The organism is Candidatus Peribacteraceae bacterium (assembly GCA_041661065.1).
Lineage (GTDB): Bacteria > Patescibacteriota > Gracilibacteria > Peribacterales > Peribacteraceae > CAIKAD01.
This window is the reverse complement of the sequence record JBAZVD010000001.1, coordinates 1,272,332-1,289,709: the sequence shown is the minus strand read 5'-3', so window position 1 is coordinate 1,289,709 and position 17,378 is coordinate 1,272,332. Positions and strand designations below refer to the sequence as shown.

15 protein-coding genes are annotated in these 17,378 nt (G+C 61.5%); 8 read left to right on the top strand and 7 right to left on the bottom strand.

Annotated elements, in window-relative coordinates; all coding sequences use genetic code 11:
- Positions 1–15: 15 nt before the first annotated feature.
- Complete coding sequence (locus tag WC698_05930; GenBank protein ID MFA6039770.1) at positions 16–1,500, bottom strand: N-acetylneuraminate synthase family protein; 1,485 nt, start codon at positions 1,498–1,500, stop codon at positions 16–18.
- A complete protein-coding gene (locus tag WC698_05925) occupies positions 1,484–2,527 on the bottom strand; it encodes a hypothetical protein (protein MFA6039769.1) in 1,044 nt (347 codons plus the stop codon). The genes WC698_05930 and WC698_05925 overlap by 17 nt, the downstream gene beginning before the upstream one ends.
- 72 nt (positions 2,528–2,599) lie before the next feature.
- Between WC698_05925 and WC698_05920 the strand changes: the two genes are divergently transcribed.
- Entirely contained in the window at positions 2,600–3,388 is a 789-nt protein-coding gene (locus WC698_05920; GenBank protein ID MFA6039768.1) for a class I SAM-dependent methyltransferase, read from the top strand.
- On the opposite strand, the gene WC698_05915 is transcribed toward WC698_05920, so the two are convergent.
- Entirely contained in the window at positions 3,385–5,205 is a 1,821-nt protein-coding gene (locus WC698_05915) for an ABC transporter ATP-binding protein (GenBank protein ID MFA6039767.1), read from the bottom strand. The two genes, WC698_05920 and WC698_05915, sit on opposite strands and share 4 nt — an antisense overlap.
- 29 nt (positions 5,206–5,234) lie before the next feature.
- Between WC698_05915 and WC698_05910 the strand changes: the two genes are divergently transcribed.
- A complete protein-coding gene (locus tag WC698_05910) occupies positions 5,235–6,587 on the top strand; it encodes a glycosyltransferase family 4 protein (protein MFA6039766.1) in 1,353 nt (450 codons plus the stop codon).
- Here WC698_05910 and WC698_05905 read toward each other — a convergent pair.
- Genes WC698_05905 through WC698_05895 form a run of 3 tightly spaced genes read right to left on the bottom strand, consistent with a single transcriptional unit; the run spans position 6,584 to position 10,439 of the window.
- Positions 6,584–8,206 (bottom strand): glycosyltransferase family 39 protein, encoded by a 1,623-nt coding sequence (locus WC698_05905; protein ID MFA6039765.1) that lies wholly within the window; start codon positions 8,204–8,206, stop codon positions 6,584–6,586. The genes WC698_05910 and WC698_05905 overlap by 4 nt on opposite strands.
- Positions 8,203–9,672, bottom strand: coding sequence for a hypothetical protein (locus WC698_05900; protein MFA6039764.1), 1,470 nt, complete (start codon positions 9,670–9,672; stop codon positions 8,203–8,205). Before WC698_05900 ends, WC698_05905 begins: the two co-directional genes overlap by 4 nt.
- Before the next feature lie 20 nt (positions 9,673–9,692).
- Positions 9,693–10,439, bottom strand: coding sequence for a class I SAM-dependent methyltransferase (locus WC698_05895; GenBank protein ID MFA6039763.1), 747 nt, complete (start codon positions 10,437–10,439; stop codon positions 9,693–9,695).
- Positions 10,440–10,480: 41 nt separating this feature from the next.
- Here WC698_05895 and WC698_05890 point away from each other — a divergent pair, with 41 nt between their 5' ends.
- The 6 genes from WC698_05890 (at position 10,481) to WC698_05865 (ending at position 16,151) form a co-directional block, all read left to right on the top strand.
- Positions 10,481–11,179 carry a class I SAM-dependent methyltransferase gene (locus WC698_05890; GenBank protein MFA6039762.1) on the top strand — a complete coding sequence of 233 codons (699 nt, stop codon included), beginning with the start codon at positions 10,481–10,483 and terminating at the stop codon, positions 11,177–11,179.
- An 82-nt stretch (positions 11,180–11,261) separates the two neighbouring features.
- Positions 11,262–12,134, top strand: a complete 873-nt coding sequence (locus tag WC698_05885) for a glycosyltransferase family 2 protein (GenBank protein MFA6039761.1) — start codon at positions 11,262–11,264, stop codon at positions 12,132–12,134.
- A gap of 1 nt (position 12,135) precedes the next feature.
- Positions 12,136–13,035, top strand: coding sequence for a lysylphosphatidylglycerol synthase transmembrane domain-containing protein (locus WC698_05880; GenBank protein MFA6039760.1), 900 nt, complete (start codon positions 12,136–12,138; stop codon positions 13,033–13,035).
- Positions 13,013–13,879: a polysaccharide deacetylase family protein gene (locus WC698_05875; GenBank protein ID MFA6039759.1), complete on the top strand. Its 867-nt coding sequence runs from the start codon at positions 13,013–13,015 to the stop codon at positions 13,877–13,879. Before WC698_05880 ends, WC698_05875 begins: the two co-directional genes overlap by 23 nt.
- 24 nt (positions 13,880–13,903) lie before the next feature.
- Positions 13,904–14,437: an acyltransferase gene (locus WC698_05870; protein ID MFA6039758.1), complete on the top strand. Its 534-nt coding sequence runs from the start codon at positions 13,904–13,906 to the stop codon at positions 14,435–14,437.
- Between the two features lie 13 nt (positions 14,438–14,450).
- On the top strand, positions 14,451–16,151 hold the full coding sequence (locus tag WC698_05865) for a hypothetical protein (protein ID MFA6039757.1): 1,701 nt from the start codon (positions 14,451–14,453) through the stop codon (positions 16,149–16,151).
- Here WC698_05865 and WC698_05860 read toward each other — a convergent pair.
- Positions 16,146–17,336, bottom strand: a complete 1,191-nt coding sequence (locus WC698_05860) for a glycosyltransferase family 4 protein (GenBank protein MFA6039756.1) — start codon at positions 17,334–17,336, stop codon at positions 16,146–16,148. The two genes, WC698_05865 and WC698_05860, sit on opposite strands and share 6 nt — an antisense overlap.
- Between the last annotated feature and the right edge of the window lie 42 nt (positions 17,337–17,378).

The following is a 17,378-nucleotide window of genomic DNA, read 5'->3' as shown; positions in this document are numbered from 1 at the left end:
CGAAAGAAAGGGATCTCACTCGTCGCCCATGATGAGGGTCTTGCGCTGCATGGGATCGAGCGACCGGATGCCCGGATCCTCGTAGAAAGAATCACCCTGGTAGTGCGTCGTGGAGATCTCCTCGAAAATGGCGCCGTTCTCCGTGGAGAAACTGTGCACGGAATTGCGCTTTACCAGGACGTAGTCGCCCGGTCGCAGCCGCAGCGTCTCGCCATCGAGCTCTACGGTCAGGTCGCCCCACAGGAGCGCGAATGTCTCCTCCTTGCGCTCGTGGCTGTGTCGGGGATGGCGTTGTCCGGGCACCATGACGATGAGCTTCTTGCAATACTCGCGGTTCACGTTGGTGATGATGACTGCTCCCACTTCCCGTATGCGTTCCAGGCCCAGGTGGTGGGAGAGCTCGATGGCCCCATCGCTCCCGATGGGGATACCTGCCTCGCTGAGCATGCCCCGCGCCTCGTGCACGAGTTCCCGCGCAAAGAGCGCCTGGTCGGCATGCTTCTCCTCCATGATAGGCTTCCCCGCCGCGTAGTTCCGCGACGCCGCGTATGTGGAACGGTAGCTGCCGAACGACCCGCTGGAGAGCTGGCCTTCCTGCAGCGGCATGGCGAAGGACACGTCTTCCCTGCGGATTACCTGCCCCTTCCGGATGGGACGTTTGGCGTACGTCCCCCGCATGAGGGACCGGAGGGAGGACTGCTCGTCGCGGTGGACAGGCTTGTCGGAAACGCCGCGGGCCGTACGGGCGCGGCAGGCAGCTTCCACCCAGCGTTCCGTCTGCGTGGGATCCATCGAGTAAGCATTGAGCGTCCCTATACCGACATGGCGTTCCAGGAAGCCCGCCCCTGCGCCGACGGCGGTGACGGCGGGGAGGACGTCGTCGGGAGCCTCGTGTCCGGAATACCCGATGGGGACGCCCGGGTATCGCCGGAGGAGCCGGGGAATGACCGCGAGATTGAGCAGGCGGTCCGGCGCGGGATACATCCCGACGCAGTGCATGAGGGCGAAGGGAAGGGAATGGTGTTCGAAGAAACTGACGATCTTGTCCATGTCCGCAAACTGCACGCCGGCCGTGGACACGATGACCGGCTTCTTCGCAGCCGCGATCCTCTCCAGGAGGGGCCAATCCAGGGCACTGCAACTGGCCACTTTGATGACATCCACATCCAGGGCAAGGCACTGCTGCACGGACGCCTCGTCGAACGGCGTGGCGATGACGAGCAGTTTCCGCTTGCGGGCGTGCGCGGCCAGGCTGGAGAATTGCTTTTCGGTGAGCCGCGTGGCGAGGAAGCGCCCGATGTGCTTGGCATCCTTCCGCGTGCGGAAATCCTTATGGATGAAGGTATCGAGGTGGCGGAACTGGAATTTGATCGCCCCCCGGATGCCGTGCCGCTTCGTGATGTCCGCCATGGCATCAATAATGCGCTTCCCGTGTTCGGGATCGCCCTGGTGGTTGTTCGCCATTTCGAAGATGAAGAGACCGTCAAAGGGTGTCGCCATGGGAGTGGAGGAGGGAAGCGGAAAGGTAGGGAGGCAGGGCGCGGTCGTCCACGTAGACATCCGCCGCCGGTTTGCCGAAGTGCAATGCATGGTAAGGGACGCCCCATTCTGTCATCTGCCGCTCGGTCAGCGCTTTCCAGTCTCTACCGGTCTCCGAACCGCGCGCGGTGTAGAGGATAATGCGGTGCCCGGCTGCATGGAGACGGCGGATGAGGGCGACCATCCCCTTGTTGGGTTGTGCACGTTCGTAGTTGATGTCCGGAAGGAATTCTGCGACCACGCCGTCAATGTCGAAGCAGATAACCAGTGGCTTCCCCCCGGAGCGCCAGGAGCGTGAGAGGAGTTTCCATTCGGCCCGGAACAGATCCTCCTCCGTATCGATGTCACTATTCTCCTCCATCAGGTAACCGAAGATACGGCGGCCGGTCATGGACTGCTTTTCGAGGATGACGGAAGAACGGACCGCATCGATGCAGGCGTTCTGGGCGTAGGCAGTGGGAAGGAGTTGACGAGGCAGGTTGTGCGCCTCTTTACGGTCACATATTGCAGCGGGAACGAGCGTCTTGTCTTCCCGCATCGTCCACATTTTGAATGGAATCTGGCGCGCGGGGGCAACCGAACGCACGGAGTCGAGCGTAGGGTCGGCGAGGAGAATGCGCACGACGGCATCGATATCCTCGCTCCGGCGCAGGGGAAAGGTGGGACGCAGATGCACACAGATATCCGGGACAGTACCTTCATGTTCCTGGAGCCATTGCATGGCGTGCGTGAATACCTCCAGGTCCGTCGAAAGGTCCCCCGCGAATTCCGCCGGTCGCAGGAAGGGGACTTCCGCCCCGGCCTGCCGTGCGATATCCGCATAGCGCTCACTGTCGGTGCTCACGATGACACGCCCCACGGACGCGGCATGCTTCGCTTGCTCGATGGCATGCACGAGGAGCGGCTTGCCTGCGATACACCGGAGATTCTTGTCCAGAACGGTCTTTGAACCGGACCGGGCGGGAATCAGGGCGAGGACACCAGCCATGGCCTCATCATACTTTGAAAAAGGAGCGCAAGCATCATGTTTTCTCCCCTTTGCAATGGTACACTGGCCGCCATGCCAACCAACAATACGCTCCAGAAGTTTTACAACTGCGTCTATAAGAAAGGGGAGAGGACGCACTACACCCAGTTCCGCCTGCAAAAAGGGGACATGCCGGAGGAGTTCAGGGCGGTTCTCGGACTCCTGCCATGGGAAGGGAAGGAGGTGCTGGACGCGGGTTGCGGCACGGGGGACATGTGCGCCCTCATCGCCGCTGCGGGGGCTGCGCACGTAACGGGCATCGACTATGCCGAAAGCGCCATCACGGAAGCAAAGAAAAAGTACGGAGAGACAGGGGCCATCTTCCTGCAGAAATCCATCGATGAGATGGAAGGGGAATTCGATGCAGTGATCTCCCTGGGGACACTGGAACACATGGATGACCCCCTCAGGACCCTGCGGCACCTCAAAGGATTACTGAAACCGGGAGGATCGCTCATCGTCACATGCCCCAACTGGCTCAACCTGCGCGGTTACGTTCTTCAGACGCTCTGGCACCTTTTCCGCGCCCCCATCACGCTCGCGGATTTGCACTACCTCACGCCGGGCGATTTTGAGGAATGGGGAAAACAATTGGGCATGCGGCTGGAATGGTCCACAGTGGATAGCGACTGGGGCCAGGGGAAGAAAATGGTGGAGGACTTCAAACGAAGACTCCCCAACGTTGCGCGGGACGCCCACATGGCCGTGACGCAGGAACAGATCGACGGGTTTATCAGGTGGCTGGAGCAACGTGCCCTCCCATTCCAAAAAGAGGAAAAGCAAAGCGGCGCGGTGGGCGTGTACCACTTCCGGATGATTTAGAACTTCTGCTGCTCCCACAGCTCGTGGAAGGCGCCCTGCTTCTCGAGGAGTTCCTGGAGCGCCCCTTCCTCCACGAGGCGGCTGTCCTTGATCACCACGATCTTGTCTGCGTTACGGATGGTGGAGAGCCGGTGCGCGATGACGATGGAGGTACGTCCCTGTACCGCCTCGTCTATCGCTTCCTGGATGAGCTTCTCCGTCTGGCTGTCGAGGGAGCTCGTCGCCTCGTCGAGGATGAGGATATCCGCTCCCTTGAGGAGCGCACGGGCGATGGAGACGCGCTGTTTTTCGCCGCCGCTCAGTTTGACCCCGCGGTCCCCGATGGGCGTTTCCAGCCCTTGCGGTAACAGTTCGATGAACTGTAAGAGGCGCGCGCGCCGTACGGCGTCCTGCAACGCCTCCTCCGGCACATTCTCCAGCCCGTACGTGATATTGTTGCGAAGCGAATCGTGCAGGAGAAGCGTCTCTTGGCTCACGAGGGCGACACGGGCAAGGTAGGAATCGAGCGTAAAGCTGCGGAGGTCCTCGCCGTCGATGAGAATGGATCCCGGCGGGCAATCGTAGAACCGCATGAGAAGGCTGATGAGCGTGCTCTTGCCCGAGCCCGTCGGCCCCACAACGGCCGTCATCTTGCCCCGCTCGAACGTAAGGGAAACGTCCTGCAGCACCTCCCGCCCTTCCCCGTACGAGAACGTCAGGCGGCGGCAGACGATGGAATCCTTGAGTCCGATGAACTTCTTATCGCCCCCCTTCACGAAGTACTTCCCCTCCTCATCGAAAATCTTGAAGACCTCATCGAGAGGCCCGGAAGAGGCTGCGAGTGTGCCGCGGAACCCCGAGAGGCCCCCGAACTTGCTCGCCGCGTTCACGACGATGTAGAAGTACACGACCAGCGCGGAACCCGAGGCGATCTGGTCGCGGCCAAAGAACGCGAGTGCGCCCACAAAGACCCCGGCCGCCACGAGGAGCGTGATGGTCTCCTGGAGCGGGAGGATGAGCGCATGGAAAACCGACGCCCGGTAATTCATGCGCGCCATGTCATCGCTGATCCGCGTGTACTGCCCCTGCTCCTCGCGCTCCGTGCGGTAGGATTTGACGAGGGCTATGGTGGAAAGGATCTCCACCGACTTCTTACCCAGTTCCGACCCGCGCTGCGCAATGGCGCGGGAAAGGGACCGGATGCTCATGATCATTCCCCGCACGATGATGTGCAACAGGAAGAAGAGCGGCACTGCGAAGATTGTCATCTTCCAGGAGATGGCCAGCATCATCACGAAGTAGGCCGTGAGCGAAAAGATGGAGTTGATGTAGCGGTCCGCCATCGTGAGCGGCAGCAGGGCGCGGCGGGAGAAATCCAAAAGCAGCGTGTTGTGGTGGCCGATGTTGGTGGTGTCGAAGAAAAGCTTTCCGAAGCTCAGGTACCGCGTGAAGAGCACCTTGCGCAGGTGGTGCTGCACCCGCTCCGAGAAGTAGGCGACGCTGATAATGGAGAGGTACCGGAACGCGTTCTTGAGGACCTGGATGACGATGAAGCCCGCGAGGAGCACGCCGAAGAGGAGGCGGTCGTTCTCCAGGATAAACGCCGGGAGAAGGTGCATGACCGGCCCGATGTACGGCGCTTCGGTGATGAAGGAGAAGCTCTTCTGGAGGAACCCGTTGAGGAGGGGAATGAGGAGCCCCATCCCTACCCCTTCGAACAGGGCGGACCCTATGGCCAGGGCTATCGGAAGGGCCATGTAAGCCGGGTGGATGTGCATCCACCGCATGAGCTGGAAAATCCGCGCCACGTTCGAACGTTCCCTCGAGGGGTTAGCCATCCCGGCAACGCTAATACCACAAGCCACGAATGTCCATGCCTCCCGGAGTGATTTCCCCCTTAACAACAGGCCTCGCCACCGCGACAATGGTCATGCCCATGCATATCGTCCTCCTCAACGATGATGCGCTCCCCTCCGCTCGCGGAGGGGCAGCCGTGGTGGTGGAGCACCTGCGTCGCTCCTACAGGAAGCTGGGGCATGAAGTTACGCTCGTCACTGTGCACGGGGAAGAGGGAGGGATACGGGAAGAGAATGACGGGATAGGACGCATCTTCGCGGTGCCGGCGCGGTACGACCGGCGCAGGAGGCACCGCCACTGCGTGTCGCCGTCCGCGCCCGTTCTCGGCCGCATTGCTGCGGTGCTGCGGGAGTGCAAGCCGGACGCCGTCCATGCGCACAACCTGCACGAGTTCCTGACGTACGGCGCATTGCGCGCTGCGCGGGCGCATACGGAGCGTCTCATCCTCACGGCGCATGACACGTTCCTCGTCTCGTTCGGGCGCGTGCGCGGACCGGCATTTGAAGGAGACACGCTCGCAGGCCGTCCGCACCGCATGCGCCTCCGGGAACACTTCGAAGCGGCAGGAAGGCGCTACTGGCCGCTTCGGAACTACCTCATCCGGAAGATCCTCCATGAGACCGGGACGCAGGTGATATCGATCAGCGACGCGCTTCGGGACTTCCTCAATGCCAATGGCATACCGGAGACGGTGACCATCCATAACGGGACGGAGGTGCTCCCGCCTGTTCCCGATACAGAGGTGGCTGCTTTCAGGAAAGAAAAGAAACTGAACGACATGGTGATCCTCTACGGCGGACGCATGAGTGAAGACAAGGGCAGCGCCGCGCTCCTGGCGGCCTTCTGCCAGGTCCGGAAACGCTGCCCCCAAGCCCAGCTCCTCCTCGCCGGCGACCCGGAGCGCATCACTCCGCTCCTGGAACGTCTTCCGACGGAAGAGAGGGAAGGGATGGTCCCCGCCGGATGGCTCACGAGGGAGCAGATGCGCTTGGCCTATGCGGCGTCAACCGTGGCAACGACGCCGTCCCTCTACCTCGACCCCTTCAACCTGATGAACATCGAGGCAATGGCGGAAGGGGTACCGGTGGTGGGCACGTGCTTCGGGGGGACGCCGGAAATCATTGTGGATGGCGAAACCGGCTTCGTCATCAATCCGCGGGATACGACGGGATTCGCCAAACACCTCATCACCCTGTTGCAGGACCGCGGAAAGGCGCGGGAAATGGGGGAGCGAGGAAGGCAGCGCGTCCAGGACAATTTCTCCATAGACGCACAGACAACGGCATACCTCGATTTGTTTCATGAACCGAAACGCGGGTTCGTCTGTGGTGAGCAAAGTCGAACCACGAACCCGTGCTGCTAACGGAAAAGGTGAAGGAGATACTGCAACAACGGCGTAACCTTCACCGCGGAACTGTTGACCTCATACTTCACCACCTGCAGGTTCGGCAGCGCCTTCTTGATGAGAGCAATATCCTCGTCCGTATACCCGATGAGGTGCGACACTTTGTAATACTCGAACGGCTCCGCGATCTTTCCCTGCGGCGCCAGGCGCGCGATGGTGTCCGCATGGATCATGGCCGCATTCTTGTACCCCTTGAACGTGAACAGCGTCCATCTGTTCGGGTGTGCCACTACAGCACCAAGAGGAAGGACATCGAGAGCGGCTGTTGCGGCATACGTCTCGAGTACCGGTGATTTGACGTAGTAGGTGGCGAATTCCTTGCGGTTCGCCTGCACAAGCTGCAAAGCGATGATGGCAGTCAGAAGCGCCACAAGCGCTCCCGTGCTCCACCTCTTCCATTCGCGTTGCAGGACGGGCGCGACCGCCATCACCCCCGCCCCCGCGAAGATTGCCAGGCCCCACCCCACGTCCATGAGATGGCTGCGGGTGTAGAGGAGCGCGAACCGCACCACGAGCTCCATCCACAGGATCATGCCCAAGTAGAAGAGCATCAGCGGACGGTGCCGCCGCCAGAGAACCACGATGCCGGGGATAATGAAGAGCCAGAGGAAGGCGCCGCCCACCGTCTGCGGGAAGATGAGGGACGGGAACTGGTTGAGGAACACCCAGAGGCCGGCCTTGAGCCGGGCAAGCGACGTGGCGGGTTCCACGCCGAAGAGCAGCCGATAGCTCTCGTTGTTCCGCCGGTCGAGGAAGGACCCGCTCGCCGCCTTCTGGCGCAACATGGCGTCGTAGTCCGCGCGGTTGAACTCGTATGTGTAGTCATCGGGGTAGAGGTGGTTGAGGCCGGCGTCGCGCGTGCCGATGGAGGAAAGGAACAAGGATGTGCGTTCCCGCAGACCGCCATCCGCGTTGAGCACCGGCACGAGCAGCGGCGAAAGGTACCCCGCTACGCTCAGGGACCCGAAGAGGAATGCCGCCAGCACGCCCTTCTTCCAGGAGCGCCTGTAGATCCAGAGGAACGTGAGGCATACCCACGGCACGAAGGTAACAAGGGCGTCTCGTGCGGAGACGGCGAAACCGAGGAGAAGACCGGAAAGGATCACCGCCACCCAGAAGTGCCGCTTGGAGAGGGTGAGGAACACCAGGGCACTGAGGAATGTGAGGAGCAGCCCCAGCGCGTAGCCGTCCATCTTCACCGCCTCGAGCCAGTACATGGGCATGAGCGCGTAGATGAGGGTAGCGACCCACGCCGTCCCCGCGCCGAAGAGCCTGCGCACAAGCAGCCAGAACGCCACAACCGAGGCGGACATGAGGGAGGCATTGAGCCACGTCCACCCCATACTGTCGCGCCACCCGATACCGGCGGCGTGCATGGCGCTGAGGAAGAGCGTCATGAGGCGGGCGATGTTGGCGGAGAACATTCCTGTTTCCGAAAAATCCCTCGCCATCTCGATGCCGGGCAAAAAGGGCGGATACCCCGCGAGGATGGCGGGCAACATCCAAAACAACACGAGCGCAAGGCAGCACACGACCATGAGCGCCGCCTGCCAACGTGGACCGGGAGCACGGATCACGAGGGGAGCGTACCAGAAACGCCCAGGATCTGCCGCACCTTCTCCGCGATCTTGTCCCCCATGATGTCCGCCTTCTCCTCGAAGGAACGGGACTCGTGCGGGCTCGGTGGCCCGCCGACGTACGGCAACGAGCAATCCTCCACGGCCTTGAGGAACAGCCGCATGTCATGCAACGAGGGCTTTTCCCGTCCCTCCAGGATGCAGCGTACGGCACGCGCGCAATCCTCGGAGGTATGGATGCGTTGCATGCCAGGAGCGTACTGGATGAAGCGGTGGCCAAAAACCAGGGCAGGCGTGCCCCGGAAGAGCCCTTCGTACGCCGCCGTGCCCGTGATGGTAGCCACGGCCACGGCATTTTTCATGAGCCCGAATGTATCCTGGCTACGAGGGACCAGGGTGACGGAAGGAATCTCCTGAAGGGAACGGTAGAACGCGGAACTGCGGCACATCTCCCCCTGTGCGGGATGCTCTTTAACGTACAGACGTATGCCGGGAGGGAGATGTGAGGCGAGAAGTTGGACAGCGAGTTCCTGGTCGACGAACACCCCGCCCATGGGGCACGTGGTCGCTTCCGGTTGCTGGTGGAGGGGGAAATAGATGTACGGCTTTGAAAGGTCAGCCTCTTTGGTTAAGCGGTCATACAAAAGGGCAGTCTTGTGTTGTGCCCACTTCCTCACCCAGAACTGCGGCGAGAGTACAAAGGAGAGGAAGCTGCGTGGCTTGCGAAGCATCATCTTCGCCGCAACGCCCGCCCACTTGTGCAGGAAGCTCCGCTGCAATTCCGGCTTACCGCATATGAACAGATTCCAGGGCTCCTCGTTCCTCTGCGTCTGGGCTGCGAAATACTCCTCGAACTTCGGTGTGAGGGGTACGGGGCAGGAGGGATCGGGGTAGTGCAAGCGCAGTTCCCCCATCTTCCCTTCGAGTTCCTTGCCCGGCTCCTCAATCTCGTCCACGAGGAAGAATGCATCCATGATGTAGCACCGGTCGATGTAGAACATGGGAATGCCCTTGAGTTTGCAGAGTTCGTAGATCACATAGTCGTAACCCTGGTGCGGGAGCGTGAAGTGGAAGGAGAGCGTGATCTTCTTCGTCTCGATGACATGGTTCCAGTAGCGCAGGTGCCACATGTACTGGCGCTTGCGCTCCTCGTAGGGAATGTCCGCATGCAGTCCATACCGACCAAGCATCAGCAGGTAGACGGCTTCGCAATGCCGCATGCGCTCGATGAGTTCCTCGTCCAGCGGCGTCACGGTGTTCCAATCCACGTCGGCGTACGGCCGTTCACGCAGCTGCGTGGAAGACACGCGCACGCGATTCGTGCCGAGTTCCGGCAGCTCCGCCGTGGCGTAGTCCTCTACGATGGAGACGCAGATGCCCACCTCAATGTCACGGAACGCCCGCTCGAGCATCCGTTTGCTGCAGGAGTCATTGAAACCTTTGAGGAGGATATTGACGCTCTTCATGGGGCGGGAACGGCGGACCGTCAGAGGGGCTTGCACACTTCCGCCCAGAGGTACCGATCCGTCTCATGGTACGTGGAAACCTCCGTAAAACCAACGGCCTCAAGGGCTTTTTGGACTTCCCGCTTTGTGAAGCACGCGCCGTAGACCGTGCCGTAGCGCCGCAGCCACGGGAGGGGAAGGATGTTCCGCCAGAGGGTGAAAGCAACGTAGAACGTGCCGAACCCCCTGTACCACAGAACCTTCCCGGGAGGGTTTCCCGGCGTGCCGCGCAACTGGAACTTGGCCCGCCCGCCCGGCTTGAGGACGCGGTAGATCTCACGAAAGTAGGATGTGATGACGCGCTTACTGGGGATGTGCTGGAGCACGATGAAGCTGAAACAGAAGTCCACGCTCCCATCCGCGCACGGCTGCAGCCCCTTGCCGTCGCCCACGACCCACTCCACATTCGTGAGGTGGGCGTTGTCCTCCTTCGCCCTGCGGATCATTTCCTCCGAAATGTCGATCCCCATCACCCTGCCGCACTGCGCGGCGAGCGCTCGTACCAGACGACCCGTGCCACATCCGATATCGAGGACCGTATACCGTCCGTATATCTCCCGCGTGATACCATGCTTGGCGAAATACGGCAGTACGTACTTCTCGATGTCCTCGCGCCCGCTCTCGTAGTATTCCTCCTTGTTCCAGGCGTCCTTCTTGCTCATCACCCAAAAGAGCGCATTGTCCTGCGCACGGTTGTCCCAATCCTTTCGCATTGCGGCTTCCTGCATTGTTTTGAGTGTACCATGATAGTCAGAGTATCCTCCAACACGTGCCAGAAGATCTTCCAGCGCCGGCATCGTTCGACCAGGTGCAACAGGACTACTGGCGCAACCAGAAGCACCGCAAGCGCCGAGATCCGGACCATCCCGTGGTCCGCGCATTCGTCCTTCCCAAGATCAAAGCCATCCGTTCCGTCGTAGACCTGCCCGCGCGGCCTTCTATCCTGGACGTGGGTGCGGGCAACGGTTACTTCAGCGCGTGGTGGGGGAAGGAGGGGAACGTGACGGCCGTGGACTACTCGCCCGTGATCCTCGAGGGGAATCCTGTGGCAAAGAAAATGGTGATGGACGCGCGCAATCTCCGGTTCCCGGCGGGATCCTTCGATTTGTCCTTCTGCCATGCAGTCCTCCACCACATCCCCCGTCAGGACCGCGTCACCGTGGTGCGCGAAATGGCGCGGGTCAGCAAACAATACGTCGCCGTCATCGAACCCAACCGCTACAACCCCCTCATGCTGGCATTCAGCCTTTTGAAGAAGGAGGAGAGGGGAGGCCTGGCTTTCTCCCGCTCCTACACATGCTCCCTCCTGGAGCAGGCAGGACTCCGTGTGATCTACTCCTGTTCCTGGGGGGCGCTCACGCCGAATCGCATGCCTTTCGCGCAGCTCCTCCTGCCGCTGTTCGCCGCGCTGGAGAGACCGCTGCCGTTGGGCGTGGCGAACATCGTGGTGGCGGAACGGGTCTCCTGATGCCCTGGAATCGGTTTTTTCCGCATCTGCAAGTTGTTTTTATCTGTTGTGGACAAACCTCCTTCCCGCCTACTATGGACACATGGAATGTGCCATCGTCATTCCGGCCTTCAACGAAGCGGCAGCCCTGCGGGGCGTTCTGGAGGAGCTGGTGACGTACCTCGGGCAGCAGCGCATTGCCGCACAAGTGATCGTGGTCGATGACGGTTCTTCGGACCGAACGGCGGAGGAAGCGCTGGCCGTACCCGGTGTGCGGCTCATCCGCCATCCGTACAACAAGGGATACGGCGCGGCACTCAAGACGGGCATACAAGCCGCGCAGACGGAGTGGTGCATCACCTATGACGCCGACCGCCAGCACACGCCCGACCTGATTTCTCTGTTTCTCCCGTTCCTCACGGACGGGAACGACATGGTAGTGGGAAAGCGCGAGGGATACCGCGGCCCCTGGATTCGACAGCCCGGCAAGAAACTCATCTCCTTCGTCGCCAATTATGTGACGGAGCGGAAGATCCCCGATCTGAACTCCGGACTGCGCGCCTTCCGACGTGCCGCCTTCCTGCGCTACATGCACCTCTTTCCCAACGGCTTCTCCCTCTCCACCACGAGTACCGTGTGCTTCTTCAAGGAGAACCTGAACGTGGTCTACGTGCCCATCAGGATACGCGAGAGGGTGGGCAAGAGCACCGTGCGTCCCCGCGACTTCGGGAAGACGCTCATGCTGGTGCTGCGCATCATTATGTTGTTCTCGCCGCTCCGCATCTTCCTGCCCGCCTGCTTTTTCTTCGCACTCCTCACGGTGGCGGACATCGCCCTGGAGTACGCCATGACCAAGAGCATCGCGAATCAGAGCGCCGTCGCGCTGGTGTCCCTGGCTAGCCTCACATTCTTCTTCGGCCTGCTCGCCGATCAAATTGCCGCCATCCGCCGCGAACATCTGAGACAGGCTTCCTGACATGCCTTCACGCCTCCGAACATCGGCGATCCTCGTCGGCGCCGCCAAGGGCATCGGCGTTCTGCTGTTCGGCGTCATCCTCCTCCGCTTGGACGCCGCGCAGGCGGCCGCCGTCCTCGCGTCCGTCCCGTCCGCCGTCCTCCTCGCCGCCTTGGGATTATTCCCCGCGATGTACCTGCTCCGTTCCCTACGGTGGCACATCCTGTCGAACATCGCTCCGGAACCCATTCCTTTCAACGAGTCGGTGCGCGTCTACTGCGCCAGCCTGTTTCTGGGCATCGTGACGCCGGGCAAGATGGGAGAAACCTTCAAGATTCCCGTGCTCGTCGCCAAAGGGCTCTCCGCCAAAACGAGCGTTCTGCTCACCGTCCTGGACCGCCTGCTCGATATCGCCTGTATCGGAACGCTCGGTATCCTCGCAGCAGGCATCCTCTTCTCGTGGAAGACGACCGCCGCCCTGGGTATCTGCACGATACTCTTCGGCATCCTCGCCGGCTTCACCGTCCGCACTCGTGCCGCGAGGGAAAGCGCAGCCGTCCGGCATTGGCTGCGGCACATGCCGCAGGTGCTCCTGCTCACACTCCTCAGTTGGTCTCTCTACTTCCTACAACTTCTCGTGCTCGCAAAAGGATTCGACCTCGCGGTGCCGATGATTCCCTTCCTTGCCATCATGACAATGACGGGGATCTTGAGCCTCGTTCCCATCGCCCCGGCCGGCCTGGGAACACGCGAAGCCGCACTCCTCGTCTTCTTCACCCCGTACGGCGTCACTCCCGAGCGGACGATTGCCTTCTCCTTCTCCATCTTCCTGCTCACCATCGTCGGCTCGCTCATCGGCGCCTACTACTGGTTGCGTCGACCGTATTCCCCTCCGACTCATGCCGCTCCTCAACGGCACTGACCTGTTGCCCTCCATCGGCCACACTCTGGAGGACGCGTCACTTCCCCGCACCGCCGTCCTCACCTGCGACATCGAACCTGATTACGGCGGCAGAACGGGGACTGCCGAGCTCCTCCGGGAGAAGCGCTTCACGGCGGAACTCATGCGCTGGTGCGGCGACCGCTCCCTCCCCCTCAGCGCCTTCGTGGTCACGTCGCTCCTCGGGGAACGCCTCCCCGCCGTTGACGCCCTCCGTGACGGAGGAATTGACGTGCACTGTCACGCGCACACGCACAACGTGCGAACGTACTTCCAACATTCACGGGAGGAAATTGCGCGATCACAGGAAGCATTCACGGCGTTCTTCGGTGCGTCGGCGACGGGGTACCGTGCGCCCCAGGGCATTCTGCTTCCCGGCGACGATACTGCACTGGCACAGAACGGCTTCCTCTTCGATTCCTCCGTCTTCCCGGGACGGCGTCCGGGACTCTTCGATTGCCGTACGCTTCCTCTCACCCCATGGGAATGGCGAAGCGGAGTGCTGGAATTGCCGCTCGCGGCAACGGCACGACGACGCCTGCTCACTCTCAGCCACCTCAAACTGCGAGGCAAGACACTCTGGCAATCCATCCTGCGGCAGGATGCCCTTCCCCCGATCCTCATCGTCGATTCACACCTCCACGACTTCTTCCCTCCCTCCTCCGCTGCGGGACTGCCCTGGACTCTGCGCCTCGCCTATGCGCGCAACCGCACGAAGGGCTTTGCGCTCCTCGAATGGCTGCTGGACGTGCTGCGGGAGAGGGGCTACCGCTTCCAGAGCATGACGGGGCTGGCGCAAACCCTGCGAGAGGCATTGCGAGCCTGAAGAGCAGCTTCTATCCTTTCTCCGATGATCCGGCGCATCTGGAACCTCATCGTGCGGACTGTGGCGAGTCACCTCCCGCCCTCTCCCCTCAAGTCCTTCCTCTATGGACGGTCGGGGCTGCGCGTGGGGAAACATGTCCACATCAGCCCCGGCGTCTACGTCGCCGATGGATACCGTCCCGACCTTGTGACGCTGGAGGATTTCAGCGTCCTCGCCCCCAACGTCGTGCTCGTACCCAGCTCGCATCCCAACACGTCCTTCGTGGCGGAAATCTGGGACGTGTCGAAGCGCGCGCCCATCACGGTGGGACGGGGTTGCTGGGTGGGCGCAGGAGCGGTGATCCTCCCGGGCGTGACCATCGGCACGGGGGTGATCGTTGGGGCGAATGCCGTGGTCACCAAGGACGTGCCCCCCTTTGCCATCGTGGCGGGTGTGCCCGCACGCGTCATGGGAGATGTGCGCCGTAAGCCGCTCAAATCCCCGGAGGCGCTGGAGCGCTGGCGACGGGAACTGGGCCCCGAATTCGACGCCCCTCCTATACAGAGAGAAGGGGAATGAGTACCATTCGTCCATGCCAAACACTCTTCGCCATGTGTATGCGGAAAAAGCCCTCTCGCAGATTCCACGGCTCCTGAGTTTGGAAGACCGTAACGCTTTCTCCCCCACGTACGGCAGCTTCAAGAGAACGTACTGGATGGATAAGACCGTGGACTACATCGACGGACTCCCCCAGTACGGCGTGTCCTCGTTAATCCTGGCCTACACCCATGACATGCCGGGGAACATCTTCTACCGCCAGGAAAAAATCCGCGCCTGGGCGCTTGCCGGCATGCGCTACTGGGCAAAGGTCCAGCACCGCGACGGTTCCTATGACGAGTTCTATCCCAATGAACACGGCTGGACGGGACCCACGGGCTTCCTGCTCTACGCCATGCTGAAAAGTTATATGCTTTTGGAAGAACGGAATGAGTTCCCGGAGGATTTTAAGGACGAGTTCTTCATGGCATGCCGCAAATCCGCCGATTTCATCATCCGCTGGGATGAGCATGGTGTCCTCGCCAACCACCATGCCATGGGCGTGTTGCCGGTGTACTACGCCTACCATGCATTACGGGATCCGTCCCTCCTCGAAGGCTACGAGAAGAAGCTCGCCGTCTTTCTCTCCTATCACCATCCGGCGGAAGGATGGAGCCTGGAGTACGACGGCGCCGACATCGGCTACCTCTCTGCCACTGTGAGCTTCCTCGGAAAAGTGTACAAGCTCAATCGTGATGAGCGCCTCAGGAAGGTGATGGAAGAATCCGTGCGGTTCCTCTCCCACTTCGTCTATCCCAACGGTTTCTACGCCGGAAGCATGGGCAGCCGGCAGACCCTCCACTTCTACTCCCACGGCTGCGAAATCCTGGCGCCGGAAATGCCGCTCGCTGCACGCGTCGCGGACGCCATGCTGGAGAGCCTCGCGGCGGGTAAGATCGTTCCGGCGGAAATCCAGGGTGACCGATACTTCCTCTACCGCATTCCCGAGCACCTGGAATCCTACATCGATGCGGGGGAGAGGAAGGGAACGGAACTCCTCCCCTATGAGCGGAAGGATTTCCAGACCGTCTTCCCCGAGAGCCGCTTCTACATCCGCAAGCGGGGTAACATCTACCTTCTGGGCAATGCCGCTAAAGGCGGGGTCGTCAAACTCTTCACGACGGATACCAAGAAGCTCCTCCTCAACGACTGCGGCATCATCGGGCGGACGACGAAAGGGAAGACCCTCACTTCACAGTGGGTTTCCCCCACCTACACCTTCGAGCCGTCCAGTGACGGCTTTGCAGTGTCTGGCCGTCTGCAGATGGTGCCTATGAGCCAGATGTTCACTCCTCTCAAACGCATCGTCTTCGTCCTGTTCATGTTGGCATTCGGCTGGAACACGGCTCTCGCGTACCACATCAAGGGGTTGATCCGGCGTGTTCTCGTCTTCAGTAAGAAGGAGGTGCCTGCGCTTTTCCGGAGGGACGTGCGGCTGGAAGAGGATGTTCTCCGCGTCCGCGACAAAATCACTCTCGAAGGTAATCTCCGTTTCGCATCCCTCCAGATCAGTGACGAATTCTTCGTGCGCTATGTGCCGCAATCCTGTTACTTCCAATCCCAGGAATTCGACGCTCGCCCCCACCTTCTCACGGGGGAGCAGTTGGAAATCCTCAACGGGAAGAATAGTATCTGCCTGGAACGCACGGTGGATCTGCACACCGGGAAGGAATCGCCGCCTGCGGTGGTCTCATGAGAGTATAAGGATCCTCTTCATCCGCTCCTCCCATGTGTGCGTCTGCACGCGCTGCCATCCTTCCTGCACGCGGGTTTGCGCTTCCTGAGGATGTTTCAGCACGTCTTCCAAAGCCTGGGCAAGGGATGCGGGATCACCCGGCGCGCATAATCTTGCCACGCTTCCATCGAGAACATCCCGCAGGGGCGGCAGGTCGGCGGCCACGATGGGGCGACGGGCAGCCAGGTACTCGAAGATCTTGAGGGGGGACGTGTCCCGGCGAAAGTAGGGATGGTCGGAGCGCGGTGCGGGATACGCAAGCGCGTCACAGGCTGCCAGTGCGGACGGCACTTCGTCCGCGCCGATGCGGCCCTCGAAGCGGACGAGGGAGGCGATGCCCAACTCCAACGCCATCCGCTTGTACCGCTCCGCCCACCCCGCAGGCCCTCCCACGATCCAACCTCGGAACAACACGCCCCGCTGTGAAAGGAGCTTGAACGCCTGCAACAGTTCGCCCACCCCTTTCTGGATGGTGTCCTGCGTCACGAGGGAACCCACGTAGCCGATCACGGGATGGACGGGATCCAATCGCCACATCAGCTTCGCTTCATGGAGGGAGGGAGTTGAAACGAAAGGAGCCAGATCCACGGCGTCGCCTTCCACGGCCAGGCGTGACGGGGCCACCCCCCAGGAAGCCAGCTCCCCCCGCATGGGGCTCGTGAGGCACACCACCTTCCTGCATTCATTGCACAGGCCGACGAACCTCGTCCTTCCCCGGCGCGGGAGCGTGTGGAGCTCCAGGATGACGGGGGCACCCGAGCGGACTGCGGTGCGGAGGAGGAGCGGGGAGCGCAAGTAGAGGAGGTCCGCGGGATGCGCCCGCAGGTACCGGCGGAGCGCGAGCCTGTAGAACCACGTCCCCACAAGCATTTTGAAAGCGCCCGGAACAAGAAGTGTCGTCCAGGGATCGAAGTGCCGCAGGCGTTCGACGGGAAAGGTGGGGAACACGCCGTACGCGTCGCGGGGATCCAGGGGAACGTCCCGCCCCGCCGTGGGGACCGTCATGGTGACGTCATGCCCCAGACGTACCATCGCGGCACACACCTCGGCCATCTGGCGGCTGTGCGCCTTCTCGGAAGGGAACCGGGCATGGTTGAGGTAGAGGATACGAAGCCGCGGCGGAGCTGCAAGCGAAGACGGGATCACGCGAATATCATAACAGGAATAACAAGGGTACACTGTCCCGGC

What these genes read in the sequence shown, in the direction of transcription:
- WC698_05870 (MFA6039758.1), top strand. Translation starts at nt 13,904, where the DNA reads ATGATCCGGCGCATCTGGAACCTCATCGTGCGGACTGTGGCGAGTCAC.
- WC698_05895 (MFA6039763.1), bottom strand. Translation starts at nt 10,439, where the DNA reads ATGCAGGAAGCCGCAATGCGAAAGGATTGGGACAACCGTGCGCAGGAC.
- WC698_05885 (MFA6039761.1), top strand. Translation starts at nt 11,262, where the DNA reads ATGGAATGTGCCATCGTCATTCCGGCCTTCAACGAAGCGGCAGCCCTG.
- WC698_05920 (MFA6039768.1), top strand. Translation starts at nt 2,600, where the DNA reads ATGCCAACCAACAATACGCTCCAGAAGTTTTACAACTGCGTCTATAAG.
- WC698_05900 (MFA6039764.1), bottom strand. Translation starts at nt 9,672, where the DNA reads ATGAAGAGCGTCAATATCCTCCTCAAAGGTTTCAATGACTCCTGCAGC.
- WC698_05925 (MFA6039769.1), bottom strand. Translation starts at nt 2,527, where the DNA reads ATGGCTGGTGTCCTCGCCCTGATTCCCGCCCGGTCCGGTTCAAAGACC.
- WC698_05915 (MFA6039767.1), bottom strand. Translation starts at nt 5,205, where the DNA reads ATGGCTAACCCCTCGAGGGAACGTTCGAACGTGGCGCGGATTTTCCAG.
- WC698_05910 (MFA6039766.1), top strand. Translation starts at nt 5,235, where the DNA reads ATGTCCATGCCTCCCGGAGTGATTTCCCCCTTAACAACAGGCCTCGCC.
- WC698_05875 (MFA6039759.1), top strand. Translation starts at nt 13,013, where the DNA reads ATGCCGCTCCTCAACGGCACTGACCTGTTGCCCTCCATCGGCCACACT.
- WC698_05930 (MFA6039770.1), bottom strand. Translation starts at nt 1,500, where the DNA reads ATGGCGACACCCTTTGACGGTCTCTTCATCTTCGAAATGGCGAACAAC.
- WC698_05865 (MFA6039757.1), top strand. Translation starts at nt 14,451, where the DNA reads ATGCCAAACACTCTTCGCCATGTGTATGCGGAAAAAGCCCTCTCGCAG.
- WC698_05880 (MFA6039760.1), top strand. Translation starts at nt 12,136, where the DNA reads ATGCCTTCACGCCTCCGAACATCGGCGATCCTCGTCGGCGCCGCCAAG.